This window comes from Pseudomonas peradeniyensis (assembly GCF_014268935.2).
GTDB classification, from domain to species: Bacteria; Pseudomonadota; Gammaproteobacteria; order Pseudomonadales; family Pseudomonadaceae; genus Aquipseudomonas; species Aquipseudomonas peradeniyensis.
Genome location: NZ_JABWRJ020000001.1, coordinates 1147691 through 1162747 on the forward strand (window position 1 = coordinate 1147691; position 15057 = coordinate 1162747).

The window sequence follows — 15057 nt, forward strand, 5'->3', positions numbered from 1 at the left end:
ATGCTCTTCAGCGAACTCATGGCAGCGCTCTCCACCCGTGCGATCCGACTCCAGCGCGAGGAGGCCGACCTGATCGTCGAAGGCGATGAAGACACCCTCGATGACGCCCTGTGGGATGCATTGGCAGCCCACAAGCCGGCACTGCTGGAGATGCTCGCCGGCCTGGATCACGGCTGGTTGAGCCCGGCGTTGCGCATTACACCGCAGATGTTGCCCCTGGCCGGCCTCGACCAGGCGGCCATCGACCGCATTGTCGCCACGGTGCCCGGCGGCGCGGCCAACCTGCAGGACATCTACCCGCTGGCACCGCTGCAGGAGGGCATGCTCTACCACCACCTCACGGCGGCCGAGGGCGACCCCTACGTGCTACAGGCGCAGTTGCGCTTTGCCAGCCCCGCGCGCCTGCAGGCGTTCGCCGAGGCGCTCGACTGGGTGATCCAGCGCCACGACATCCTGCGCACCGCGCTGGCCTGGGAATACCTCGACCAGCCGCTGCAGGTGGTGTGGCGCAAGGCGCCGCTGGTCTGCGAGGCCGTCGAGCTGAACGGCGACGGGGATGTGCTGGGCCGGTTGCGCGAATGCTTCGACACGCATCACTACCGCATGGACCTGGGCCAGGCGCCGCTACTGCGCCTGGTGCATGCGCAGTCCCGCGATGGCGAGGTTCTGGCCTTGCTGCTGTTCCATCACACTGTCATGGATCACACCGGGCTGGATATCGTACGCCGCGAGATCCAGGCCTACCTGGCAGGTGAGGGCGAGCGCCTGCCGGCCCCGGTGCCGTTCCGCGACCTGCTGGCCAGAAGTCGGCAGGCCCAGGATGAACAGGCCCATGAGGCCTTCTTCGGCGCCATGCTCGCCGATATCGACGAGCCGACCCTGGCCTTTGGCGTTCAGGAGGTGGCCGGCCAGGCCATGGAGGAAGCCAGGCTGACCCTGGCTTCCAGTCTCAGCCAGCGCCTGCGAGCCCAGGCACGGCTGCTCGGCGTGAGCCCGGCCAGCATCATGCACCTGGGGCTGGCGCGCCTGCTGGGGGCGCTGTCCGGACGTGAGTCGGTGGTGTTCGGCAGTGTGCTGCTCGGGCGCATGGCGACGGGTGAGGGCGGTGAACAGGCCCTGGGGATGTTCATCAATACCTTGCCGCTGCGTGTCGACCTGTGCGGGCAGGGTGTGCGTGAGGCGCTGTTGGTCACCCATCGACAACTGACGGCGTTGCTCGGCCATGAGCAGGCGCCCCTGGCCCTGGCCCAGCGCTGCAGCGGCGTGCTGGCGCCGACGCCGCTGTTCAACAGCATGCTCAACTACCGCCACAGTGCGGCGGGCGATGCGGCCGAGGTGATCGCGGTGGCGCCGGGTATCGATGTGGTGGGGGCCGAGGAACGCACCAACTACCCGTTGAGCCTGGCCGTCGACGATCTGGGCGAGGACCTGCGCCTGACGGTCCAGGCGCTCGCCGAGTGGGGCGCAGAGCGCTTGTGTGGGCAGTTGCGGCAGGTTTATGAAGGGGTGGTGGAGGCGCTTGAGCAGCAGCCCGAGCGGCCATTGCTGGACCTGCCGGTGCTGACGCTGGAGGAACGCCATCACCTGCTGGTGGACTGCAATGACACGGCGGTCGACCATGACCTGGAGCTGCCGCTGCACGCCCTGTTCGAACACCAGGCCCAGCTGCGCCCCGAAGCCGTTGCGCTGGAGGCCGAGAGCGAGCGACTGAGCTATCGCCAACTCGACGAGCAGGCCAACCGCCTGGCCCATCACCTGATCGAACTTGGGGTAAGACCCGACGACCGGGTGGCGATCTGCATCGAACGCGGGGTGTCGATGGTGGTCGGCCTGCTGGCCATCCTCAAGGCGGGTGGCGCCTACGTGCCGCTTGATCCGGGTTACCCTGCCGGGCGCATTCGTCATATGCTCGACGACAGCGCGCCACTGGCGGTGCTGATCCACAGCGCTACCCGCGAGGTACTGGGCAAGGTGGCGGTACCGCAGGTCGACCTCGACCAGCCGACCTGGGAAGCCTTGCCGGCCACCTACCCACGGGTGACCGGGCTCACCCCACGGCACCTGGCCTATGTGATCTACACCTCTGGCTCCACCGGCACACCCAAGGGGGTGATGGTCGAGCACCGCAGCGTGGTCAACCTGGTGCGCTGGGCCGCCGGGCTGTGCCCGACCAGCGCCGACGGCGCGCTGCTGCACAAGACGCCGATCAGTTTCGACGCCTCGGTGTGGGAGCTGTTCTGGCCGCTGGGCAGCGGCTTGCGCCTGGTGCTGGCGCGACCGGACGGCCAGCGCGACGCGGATTATGTCGCGCGCAAGATCATCGAGCGGCAGGTCAGCGTGGTGCAGTTCGTGCCGGCGCTATTGCAGCAGTTCGTCGAGCAGCCGCGCAGTGCGCAGTGCACCAGCCTGACCGATATCGTCTGTGGCGGCGGCGAACTGACCGAATCCCTGGCGCGCCAGGTGCGCGAGCGCTTGCCGCAGGTGCGCCTGCACAACGTCTACGGACCCACCGAAACCACGGTTGACTGCACTGTCTTCACCCTGGCGCCAGGACAACCTGTGCCCCACGGTGCGCTGCCGATCGGCCGGCCCATCGACAATACCCGCCTGTACGTCCTGGACGACGCCGACCAGCCACAGCCGTGGGGCGTGGCCGGGCACCTGCACATCGGTGGCGCAGGGGTGGCGCGGGGCTATCTGGGGCTGGCCGGGCAGCAGGCCGAGCGCTTTATCGACAGTCCGTTCGTCAAGGGTGAGCGCCTGTACCGCAGCGGTGACCTGGTGCGTCAGCACGCGGACGGGAACCTGGCGTTCCTTGGCCGCAACGACCACCAGGTCAAGCTGCGCGGCCTGCGTATCGAGCCGGGCGAGATCGAGGCCTGCCTGAACCGCCTGCCCGGCGTGCGCGAGGCGCTGGTGCTGGTTCACCAGCACCCGCACAGTGGCCCACGCCTGGTGGCCTACCACACCGGCCAGGCCCAGGTCGCGCAAGACCTGCGCGAGCATCTGCTGGGGCAACTGCCCGAGTATATGGTGCCGGCACTGTTCATCCACCTTGATGCCATGCCGTTGACGCCCAACGGCAAGGTCGACCGCAAGGCCCTACCGGCGCCCGAAGCGCCGACGCGGCAGTACCAGGCACCCGAGGGGCCGGTCGAGACCACCCTGGCGGCGATCTGGAGCGACCTGCTCGGGGTCGAGGCGATAGGCCGTGACGACAACTTCTTCGAGTTGGGCGGTCATTCGCTACTGGCGGTGCGTCTGGTCGAGCGCATGCGCCAGCAGGCGCTGCGAGCCGATGTGCGGGTGCTGTTCAGCCAGCCTACCCTGGCAGCGCTGGCCGCATCGGTGGGCGGGCATGCGGCCGTCGCCGTGCCGGCCAACCGCATCCCCGCCGGCTGCACGCGGATTACCCCGGACATGCTGCCCCTGGCCAGCCTCGACCAGGACGCCGTCGACGCGCTGGTGCGACAGATCCCCGGTGGCCTGGCCAATGTCCAGGACATCTACGGCCTGGCGCCGTTGCAGCAGGGCATTCTCTACCATCACCTGGCCAGCGAAGGCGCCGACCCCTACGTGGTGCAGGCGCGTTTCGCCTTTGCCGGCCAGGCCGAGCTGGACGCATTCGTTGCGGCGCTGAACCAGGTCATCGCCCGCCACGACATCCTGCGTACCAGCCTGCACTGGCAGGGCCTGGACGAGGCGGTGCAGGTGGTGTGGCGCGAGGCGCCGCTGGTGCCGAGCCCGGCGCTGGAGACGCTGCGGCTCGATCTGGGGCAGGCGCCACTGTTGCGCCTGAGCAGCCAGGTCCAGGCCGGGCGCCTGGAGGCGACCCTGCTGCTGCACCATATCCTCCTCGACCACACTGCCGTGGAGCAGCTGGTGGCCGAGATCGGTGCCTTGCTGCAAGGGCAGACGGCGCTGCCGGACAGCGTGCCGTACCGCAACTACGTGGCCCAGGCGCGGCTGGGCGCCGACCCGCAGGCCGACGAGGCGCTGTTCCGCGAGCTGCTGGGCGATATCGACGAACCGACCGAGGTGTTCGGTTTGCGCGAGGCCCAGGTCGATACGGGATTGGTCAGTGAAAGCCGCCAGCCGTTGGAGCCTGAACTGGGCGCGCGCCTGCGTGGCCAGGCCAGGACGCTGGGCGTCAGCGTCGCCAGCCTGGTGCACCAGGCCTGGGGGCAGGTGCTGGCGCAGTTGTCCGGCCGCGAGGACGTGGTGTTCGGCACCGTGCTGCTCGGTCGCCTGCAGGGTGGCGAGGGCGCCGACCGGGCGCTGGGCATGTTCATCAACACCTTGCCGCTGCGGGTCAGCGTGGGTGGCGCAGGCGTGGCCGATGGCGTACGCCTGACCCACCAGCGCCTGGCGCGCCTGCTGGCCCACGAGCAGGCATCCCTGGCCCTGGCCCAGCGTTGCAGTGGCGTGCCGGCGTCCCAGGCGCTGTTTACCAGCTTGTTGAACTATCGCCACAGTGCCGATCAACCCGAACATGGGCCAGCCTGGGCCGGGATCGAGCTGCTGACCGCGCAAGAGCGCAGCAATTATCCGCTGGTGGTCAGCGTCGATGACTATGGTAATGAGTTCAGGCTGACGGTGCAGGCCGTGGCACCCGTGGACGGTGGCCGGGTCTGCCAGTTGCTGCGCATGGCGTTGTTGCAACTGGTCACGGCGCTGGAACAGGCGCCGATGAGTGCCTTGCGCAGCCTGCATCATCTGCCGGAAGCGGAGCGCGAGCGCGTGCTGCGGCAGTTCAATGCCACGGTGCGGGAGTATCCGCGTGACCTGGCCGTGCATCGGTTGTTCGAGGCCCAGGCCGTGAATTCGCCGGATGCGCTGGCGGTGGTCCAGGGTCAGCGTCGATGGACCTTCGCCGAGCTCGAGGCCCAGGCCAATCGCCTGGCCTATTTCCTGCTCGAACAGGGCGTGCGGGCTGGCGATCGCGTGGCCTTGCTGCTGCCACGTTCGTTCGATCTGCTGGCGGCCCAGCTGGCGGTGAGCAAATGCGCGGCAGTGTTCGTGCCATTGGACGGCAACGCCCCGGCCGAGCGTCAGGCATTTATGGTGGCCGACAGCCAGGCGCGGTTGGTGCTGACCCACGGCGACCAGCCGCAGGTGGAAGGTGCGCGTCGGGTCGAACTCGACTGCCTCGACCTGAGCGGCTATGCCGATGCGCCGTTGGGCCTGGCGGTGGACGCCGGCAGCGCGGCGTACATCATGTACACCTCCGGCTCCACCGGCACGCCGAAGGGCGTGCAGGTGCCGCACCGGGCCATCGTGCGCCTGGTGATCAACAACGGCTTTGCCGATTTCAACAGCCAGGACCGCGTGGCCTTTGCTTCCAACCCGGCGTTCGACGCCAGCACCCTGGAAGTCTGGGCGCCACTGCTCAACGGCGGCGCGGTGGTGGTGATCGACCAGGACCAGGTGCTGTCGCGCCAGGACCTGCGCGAAGTGCTGCTGGAGCAGGGCGTCACCGTGCTGTGGCTGACTGCAGGCCTGTTCCACCAGTTCGCCGATGACCTGCTGCCGGCGTTCCGTGGCCTGCGCTACCTGATGGTCGGTGGCGATGTGCTGGACCCGGCGGTGATCGCCCGGGTACTGCGCGAGGGCGCACCGCAACACCTGCTCAATGGCTACGGTCCGACCGAGGCCACCACCTTCAGTACCACCCACGAAATCACCGAGGTGGGCGAGGGCAGCATCCCGATTGGCAAGCCGATCGGCAACAGCCGCTGTTATGTGCTCGATGCCCGCCAGCAACTGCTGCCGGTAGGGGCGGTGGGCGAGTTGTACATTGCCGGTGACGGTGTGGCTCTGGGGTATCTGGGGCAGCCGGAACTGACGGCTGAGCGCTTCCTGCCCGATCCGTTCAACGGTGGCACGATGTACCGCAGCGGCGACCTGGTGAGCTGGCAGGCCGACGGCACCCTGCGTTACCTGGGCCGTGCCGACCAGCAGATCAAGCTGCGTGGCTTCCGTATCGAGCTGGGCGAGATCGAGGCGCGCCTGGGTGAGTGCCCGGGTGTGCGTGATGCCGCCGTGATCGTGCGGGAGGATGCGGCGGGCGACAAGCGCCTGGTCGCCTACTTCACCGGTCAGGCGCCGACCATCGGCGAGCTGCATGAGCGTCTACAAGGCGTGCTGCCGGACTACATGCTGCCGTCGGCCTACGTGCGCCTGGACGCGCTGCCGCTGACCGCCAACGGCAAGCTCGACCGCCGCGCCTTGCCGCAGCCGGGCAGCGACGCGTTGGTCAGCCATGCCTTCGAGGCGCCGCAAGGTGAGATCGAAACCGCGCTGGCTGTGATCTGGGCCGAGGTGCTCAAGGTCGAGCAGGTTGGTCGCCATGACCACTTCTTCGAACTGGGCGGCCACTCGCTGCTGGCGGTGAGCCTGATCGAGCGCATGCGCAAGTCCGGCCTGGATGCCGATGTGCGCGTGCTGTTTGCCCAGCCGACCCTGGCCGCGCTGGCGACGGCTGTGGGGTCTGGACGTGAAATCGAGGTGCCGGCCAATCGAGTCCCAAGCAATGCGAAGCACATCACGCCAGACATGCTCAGCCTGATCGAGCTGGACCAGGCCAGCATCGACCGTATCGTCGCCAGCGTGCCGGGTGGTGCGGCCAACGTGCAGGAAATCTACCCGCTGGCGCCGCTTCAGGAAGGCATCCTCTACCATCACCTCAGTGCCGAGCAGGGCGACCCGTACCTGCTGCAGTCGCGCCTGGCCTTCGACAGCATCGAGCGTTTGCGTGCCTGGGCTGCGGCCTTGCAACAGGTCATCGACCGCCACGACATCCTGCGCACCTCGGTGGTCTGGGAAGGGCTGGGCGAGCCGGTGCAGGTGGTCTGGCGCCAGGCCCAGCTGGCAGTCAGTGAGGTCACTGGCCTGGGCGAAGAGGCGGTGATCGAGCAACTGCAGGCCCGTTTCGATGCCCGTCAGCAGCGTCTTGACCTGACCCAGGCGCCCTTGTTGCGCCTGGTCTATGCCGAGGATCCGCGCCAGGGCGAGTGGGTAGCCCTGTTGCAGTTCCACCACCTGACCCTCGACCACGCCGCCATGGCCGTGGTCGGCGAGGAGATGCAGGCGCTGCTGGACGGGCGGGGTGCCACGCTGCCCGCCGCAGTGCCGTATCGCAATTATGTTGCCCAGGTTTGCCTGGGCGACGATCAGGCCGGCCACGAGGCGTTCTTCCGCGCGCAACTGGGTGATATCGACGAACCTACCCTGCCGTATGGCATGGCCGATGTGCAGGGCGACGGGGGGCGGGTCGAACATGCCGCGCTGATGCTGCCGGCCACCCTGGCCCATGGCCTGCGCGAGCAGGCGCGGCAGCGCGGCGTCAGCGCCGCCAGCCTGGTGCACCTGGCCTGGGCTCGCGTGGTGGGCGTGCTGGCGGGGCGTCGCGACGTGGTCTTCGGTACCGTGCTGATGGGCCGCCTGCAAGCGGGCGAGGGTGCCGACCGGGCCCTGGGCATGTTCATCAACACCCTGCCATTGCGGGTGGACACCGCGTTGCCGGTTGACCAGGCGCTGCGTGTCACCCACCAGCAGCTGTCGGCCCTACTCGGTCACGAGCACGCGCCCCTGGCGCTGGCCCAGCGTTGCAGCGGCGTCGCCGCATCGACGCCGTTGTTCAGCGCCTTGCTCAACTACCGCCACAGCGCCGAGGGTGTCGCTCACGACGGCGAAGGCATCTGGCAGGGCGTGCGCCTGCTCGGAGGCGAGGAACGCAGCAACTACCCGCTGACCCTGAGCGTCGACGACCTGGGCGAGGGCTTCAGCCTGAGCGTGCTGGCTGCCGAAGGTCTACCGGCAGCGCAGATCGGCGGCTGGATGGTCAATACCCTGGACCAATTGATGCAAGCCCTGCAGCAGTGCCCGGGGCAAGTGGTCGATGGCTTGCCGATGCTGGATGACGAGGCCTCGTGTCAGGTGCTGGGGGACTTCAACGCCACGGCTGTGGACTACCCACAAGGGCAGACCGTGCCCGCGTTGGTCGAGGCCCAAGCGCCCGAAGCATTGGCCGTTGTACAGGGTGAACTGAGCCTGAGCTACGGCGAACTCAACCAGCGTGCCAACCGCCTGGCTCATCATCTGATCGAGCGTGGCGTAGCCCTGGGGGATCGCGTGGCACTGTGCCTGGCGCGTGGCCCGCAACGGTTGGTGGCGATGCTGGCCGTGCTCAAGGCCGGCGCGGCGTATGTGCCGGTCGATCCGGGTTATCCGGCGGAGCGGATTGCCTATCTGCTCAGCGACAGCGCGCCAGCGCTGGTACTGGTCGAGTCGGCCACCGAAGCGTTGGTAGGGGATGTGGCCAAGGCTGTTCTGGATGCTCATGCCTGGGCCGACCAACCTGTTAGCAACCCAGTGGTTGTGGGGCTGGACGAAAATCAGCTGGCCTATGTGATCTACACCTCCGGCTCCACCGGCCAGCCCAAGGGGGTGATGGTCGAACACCGCACCCTGGCCAACCTGATTCACTGGCATTGCCAGGCCTTCGAGTTGGGCGCAGGCAGCCACACCTCCAGCGTCGCGGGCTTTGGCTTCGACGCCATGGCCTGGGAAGCCTGGCCGGCGCTGTGCACCGGAGCGGTGCTGCACCTGCCGCCGGCGTCCATCGGTGGCGAGCATGTCGATGAACTGCTCGACTGGTGGCTGGAGCAGCCGCTACAGGTCAGCTTCCTGCCGACACCGGTCGCCGAGCAGGCGCTGCGCCGCGCACGCCAGCACCCGACCCTGCGCACGCTGCTGGTCGGCGGTGATCGCCTGCGCCAGTTTGACCGCGATCCGGGCTTTGCCCTGGTCAACAACTATGGCCCGACCGAGACCACCGTGGTGGCGACGTCGGGGCAACTGCAACCGGGCGGTGCGCTGCATATCGGCAAGCCGACCGCCAACACCCGCGTCTATGTACTGGACGAGCAACGCCAGCCCGTGCCGGTGGGGGTAACCGGTGAGCTGTACATCGGTGGCGCCCAGGTCGCCCGAGGCTACTTCAACCGTCCTGAGCTGACTGCCGAGCGCTTTGTCGACGATCCGTTCAACGGTGGCCGGATGTACCGTACCGGTGACCTGGTGCGCTGGAACGCCGACGGCACGCTGGACTACCAGGGCCGCAATGACGACCAGGTGAAGATCCGTGGCGTACGGGTCGAGCTGGGCGAGATCGAGGCCGCGCTGAAGGCCCAGCCGGGCATTGCGGATGCCGTGGTGCTGGTGCGTGACGAGCGTCTGCTGGCGTGGTTCACCGAAACTGCTGCGGTTGATCTCGACACCCTGCGCCAAGGCCTGCAAGCCAGCCTTCCGGGCCACTTGATACCGCAAGCCTTCATCCGCCTGAGCGAGTTGCCACTGACCAGCCACGGCAAACTGGACCGCAAGGCCTTGCCGGAACCGGCCATGCTCACCGGCCATGCCTACGCCATGCCGGAAGGCCCCGTGGAAACCGCTATCGCGGCACTCTGGGCCGAGGTGCTGGGCATTGCGCAGGTCGGCCGCCATGACAACTTCTTCGAACTCGGCGGTCACTCGTTGCTGGCGGTAAGCCTCACCGCGCGCCTGCGCCAGGCCGGCCTGCAGGCCGATGTGCGCACCCTGTTCGGCCAGCCGACCGTGGCGGCGCTGGCGGCGACCCTGGGCCATGGCCGCCAGGTCGAGGTCCCGGCCAACCGGATTCCCGCCGGCTGCACCCAGATCACCCCGGACATGCTGCCGCTGGTGGAACTGGAACCTGCCGCCATCGAGCGCATCGTCGCCACGGTGCCGGGCGGCGCGGCCAACGTGCAGGACATCTACCCGCTGGCGCCGTTGCAGGAGGGCATCCTTTACCACCACCTCAGCTCGCCAGAGCACGATCCCTATGTGCTGCAATCGCGCATGGCGTTCGACAGCCCGGCACGTCTGGAGGCGTTCGCCAGGGCCTTGCGCCAGGCCATCAGCCGTCATGATGTGCTGCGTACCGCCGTGCTCTGGGAAGGCCTGACGCAACCGTTGCAGGTGGTCTGGCGCGAGGCGCCGCTGCTGGTCGCGCCGCTGGATGGGCAAGACCTGCAACGCCTTGACCTGGCCCGGGCGCCGCTGATCCGCCTGCTGCATCGCAACGAGGCCGGCAGCCAGCGCATCGAGGCACTGCTGCAGTTCCACCATATTGTTCTCGATCACACCGCCCTGGAGATCATCGGCGCTGAGCTGCTGGGCTACTTGCAGGGCAGTGCCGTGCCGGTACAGGCCCCGGTGCCTTACCGCAACTACGTGGCTCAGGCGCGGCTGGGCGTAAGCCAGACCGAGCACGAGGCGTTCTTCCGTGCGCAGCTGGGCGATATCGACGAGCCGACGCTGCCCTATGGCCTGAGCGATGTGCAGGGCGACGGCCAGGCCATCGAGGAAGCCCAGCTGTGGCTGGACCAGACCCTGGCCGCGCGGCTGCGGCAACAGGCCCGGCAGCTGGGCATCAGCCCCGCCAGCCTGTTCCACCTGGCCTTCGCCCGCCTGCTGGCTGCCGTCAGCGGCACCGACCGTGTGGTGTTCGGCACCGTGCTGCTGGGCCGCCTGGAGGCCGGCGAGGGCGCCGAGCGGGCCCTGGGCATGTTCATCAACACCTTGCCGCTGCGCCTCGACCTTGCAGGCCTCGACCTGCAGGACGCCGTACGCCTGACCCAGCAGCGCCTGAGCGCCTTGCTGGTGCACGAGCATGCGTCGCTGGCCCTGGCCCAGCGTTGCAGTGGCGTGCCGGCCCCGGCGCCGCTGTTCAGCGCCATGCTCAACTACCGCCATGGCCAGGCGGCGAGCGAAGACCGGCGCCTGGAGTGGCAGGGCATCGAGTTCATCGATGGCCAGGAGCGCAGCAACTACCCCCTGAGCTTGAGCGTGGACGACATGGGGGAAGGCTTCCGCCTGGTGGCGATGACCCCGGCGAGCGTCGGTGCCCAGCGGATCTGCGGGCAATTGCGGTATGTGCTGCTGGGCATGGTCGAAGGTCTGGAGGCTCAGCCACGGCAAGCGCTGCTGGCGCTGCCGGTATTGCCGGACGATGAGCGTGAGCATCTGTTGCAGACCTGCAACGCCACGGTCCAGGCCGTCGATCTCGAACAGCCCGTCCAGGCGCTGTTCGAGCAGCAGGTGGCGCGCGATCCCGAGGCGGTTGCGGTGCAGTCGGAGGAAGGACAACTGAGCTATCGCCAGCTCAACGCCGAGGCCAACCGCCTGGCCCACCACCTGATCGCGCTGGGCGTGCGGCCCGACGACCGGGTGGCGATCTGTGTCGAGCGCGGCCTGCCGCTGGTGGTCGGCCTGCTGGCCATCCTCAAGGCCGGTGGCGCCTATGTGCCGCTCGACCCTGACTATCCGGCCGAACGGATCCGCCACATGCTGGTCGACAGCCAGCCACGGGCGGTCCTGGTGCAGGCGGCCACCCGGGTGCTGATGGGGGATCTGCCACTGACGCAGGTCGATCTCGACCAGGCGGACTGGACCCGTCAGCCAAGCCACAACCCGCAGGTGCCGGGCCTGACCGCCGCCAACCTGGCCTATGTGATCTACACCTCCGGCTCCACCGGGCTGCCCAAGGGGGTGATGGTCGAGCACCGCAACGTGGTCAACCTGGTGCACTGGAGCGCCGGGCTGTTCCCGGTCGGCGGCGCGGTGCTGCACAAGACCCCGGTGAGCTTCGACGCCTCGGTGTGGGAGCTGTTCTGGCCGCTGTGCAGCGGCGTGCGCCTGGTGCTGGCGCGCCCGGACGGTCAGCGCGACCCGCAGTACCTGGCCGATCTGATCCGCCAGCAGCAGGTCGGCGTGGTGCAGTTCGTGCCAGCGTTGTTGCAGCAGTTCCTTGACCAGGACGACAGTGTCGCCTGCGTCGGCCTCAGCGATATCGTCTGTGGCGGTGGCGAGCTGACCGAGGCCCTGGCCCGGCAGGTTCGCCAGCGCTTGCCGCAGGTGCGCCTGCACAACGTCTACGGGCCCACCGAGACCACGGTCGACTGCAGCGCCTGGACCCTGGAACCCGGACAGCCGATTCCATCCGGCGCGTTGCCGATCGGCCAACCCATCGACAACACCCGCCTGTACGTCCTCGATGCCCACGACCAACCGGTACCCTGGGGCGTCGCCGGCCAGCTGCATATCGGCGGTGCCGGGGTGACGCGTGGCTACCTGGGGTTGCCGGAGCAACAGGCCGAACGCTTCATCGCCAGCCCGTTCGCCGAGGGCGAGCGCCTGTACCGCAGCGGCGACCTGGTGCGCCAGGCCGCCGACGGCAGCCTGACGTTCCTCGGTCGTACCGACCACCAGATCAAGCTGCGCGGCCTGCGCATCGAGCCGGGCGAGATCGAGTCCTGCCTGAACCGCGTGGCCGGCGTGCGCGAGGCCCTGGTGCTGGTTCACCGGCATCCACACGGCGGTGATCGCCTGGTCGCCTACCACCGTGGCGAGCCGCAGCCGGCCGACGCGCTGCGCCAGGCGTTGCTGGCGCGGTTGCCGGAGTACATGGTGCCAGCGCTGTTCATCCACCTCGACAGCTGGCCGCTGACCCCCAACGGCAAGCTCGACCGCCAGGCGCTGCCGTTGCCGGACCTGCAGGCGCGCCAGTATGAGGCGCCCCAAGGGGCAACCGAGGTGCTGCTGGCCGAGATCTGGTCGCAGCTGCTGGGCGTGGAGCGGGTGGGGCGGCACGACAACTTCTTCGAACTGGGCGGACATTCGCTGCTGGCCGTGACCCTGACCGCGCGCCTGCGCCAGGCCGGCCTGCAGGTGGATGTCCGCACCCTGTTCGGCCAGCCGAGCGTCGCCGCGCTGGCGGCCACCCTGGGCCAGGGCGTCGCGGTGACGGTACCGGCCAACCGGATCCCGGCGGGCTGTACCCTTATCACCCCGGACATGCTGGCGCTGGTGGACCTGGAACCGGCCGCCATCGAGCGTATCGTCGCCGCAGTGCCGGGAGGTGCGGCCAATGTCCAGGATATCTACCCCCTGGCGCCGTTGCAGGAAGGCATCCTCTACCTGCACTTGAGCGCCGTGGGCGCTGATCCCTACGCCCTGCGGGCACGGCTGCGCTTCGACAGCCCGGCGCGTCTGCGGGTGTTCGCCCAGGCCCTGGAGCAGGTCATCGCCCGCCATGACATCCTGCGCACCGCGGTGCTCTGGGACGGCCTGCCGCAACCGGTGCAGGTGGTCTGGCGCCAGGCGCCGCTGCAACTGGCGCCGCTCGACGACGCCCACCTGGCGCGCCTGGACCTCGGCCAGGCGCCGCTGATCCGCCTGCTGCACCGCACCGAGCCGGGCAGTCAGCGGATCGAGGCGGTGCTGCAGTTCCACCATATCGTCCTCGACCATATCGCCATGCAGGCGGTCCAGGCCGAACTGCGCGGCTACCTGCTGGGGCAGAGCGAGCCATTGCCGGCCTCGGTGCCGTACCGCAACTATGTGGCACAGGCGCGCCTTGGCGTCAGCGAGGCCGAACACGAGGCATTCTTCCGCGCCCGCCTGGGCGACATCGACGAGCCGAGCCTGCCGTTCGGCCTGCGCGAGGTACAGGGCGAAGGCCAGGCCCTCGATGAGGCCGAGGTGGAATTCGACGGCGTACGCTATGGTCGCCTGCGCGACCAGGCCCGCCAGCTGGGGGTGAGCACCGCGAGCCTGGTGCACCTGGCCTGGGCACGCCTGCTGGCGGTGGCTTGCGGCAAGGAGCGCGTGGTCTTCGGCACCGTGCTGCTGGGCCGCCTGCAGGGCGGCGAGGGCAGCGAACGGGCCCTGGGCATGTTCATCAACACCCTGCCGTTGCGGGTCGAGCTGGACGGGTTGGGCGTGCGCGACGGCGTGCTGGCCACCCACCGCGAGCTGTCGGCGCTGCTGGTCCACGAGCACGCCTCGCTGGCCCTGGCCCAGCGCTGCAGCCAGGTGGCCGCGCCGCTGCCGCTGTTCAGCGCCATGCTCAACTACCGGCAGAGCACCCGCGCCGCGCCGCAGCCACAGGCCTGGGAGGGGATCGAGACCCTGGGCAGCGAAGGGCGCACCAACTACCCGCTGAGTCTGAACGTCGATGACTTCGGCGACGGCCTGCGCCTGGGCGTGCAGGTGTCGGCCCAGGTGGGCGCGCAACGGATCTGCGCGCAGATGCTGCAAGTGCTCGATGGCCTGCTGCTGGCGCTTGAACAGCACCCGCAGCAGCCACTGAACCGCTTGCCGGTGCTGAGCGCCGAGGAGCGGCGCCAGGTGCTGGTCGAGTTCAACGATACGGCGGTGGCGTACGACCTGGAGCAGACCCTGCATGGCATGATCGAGGCCCAGGTTCGACGCACCCCGACCGCTGTGGCGGTGAGGGCGGAGGAGGGCGAGCTGACCTATCGCCAGCTCGACGAGCAGGCCAACCGCCTGGCCCATCACCTGATTGCGCTGGGGGTAAAACCCGACGCGCGCGTGGCGATCTGCCTCGAGCGCGGCCTGTCGATGGTGGTCGGCCTGCTGGCCATCCTCAAGGCCGGTGGTGCCTACGTGCCGGTCGACCCGGACTACCCGGCCGAGCGCATCCGCCACATGCTCGATGACAGCGCGCCGCTGGCGGTGCTGGTGCACGGTGCCACCCGCGACGTGCCGCAGGCGAGCCGGGCGCCGCTGGTCGACCTGGATCGGCCGACCTGGCAGGCGCAGCCGGCACATGCCCCGCAGGTGATCGGGCTGACCCCGCGACACCTGGCCTATGTGATCTACACCTCCGGTTCCACCGGCCTGCCCAAGGGTGTGATGAACGAGCACGCCGGGGTGGTCAACCGCCTGCTGTGGATGCAGGACGCCTACCGGCTGGGCGCCGGTGACGTGGTGCTGCAGAAAACCCCGTTCAGCTTCGACGTGTCGGTGTGGGAGTTCCTCTGGCCGCTGCAGACCGGCGCCCGGCTGGTGATGGCGCGCCCTGGCGGACATCGTGACCCCGAGTACCTGCGCGAGGTTATCCGTGAAGCGCAGGTCAGCACCTTGCACTTCGTACCGTCGATGCTCGATGTGTTCCTCGCCCATGGCGAAGTCCTGCCACATCAGCTCAAGCGTGTGCTGTGCAGCGGC

1 protein-coding gene (running past one end of the window) is annotated in these 15057 nt (G+C 68.8%); it reads left to right on the top strand.

The annotated features are described in order from the left end of the window. A protein-coding gene (locus tag HU751_RS05135) for a non-ribosomal peptide synthase/polyketide synthase (protein WP_217862533.1) crosses the window boundary here: on the top strand, window positions 1-15057 show its 5' portion. The gene runs 10395 nt beyond the window's last position; the window shows 15057 of its 25452 coding nt (coding positions 1-15057); it begins with the start codon at window positions 1-3; the stop codon falls past the right edge of the window.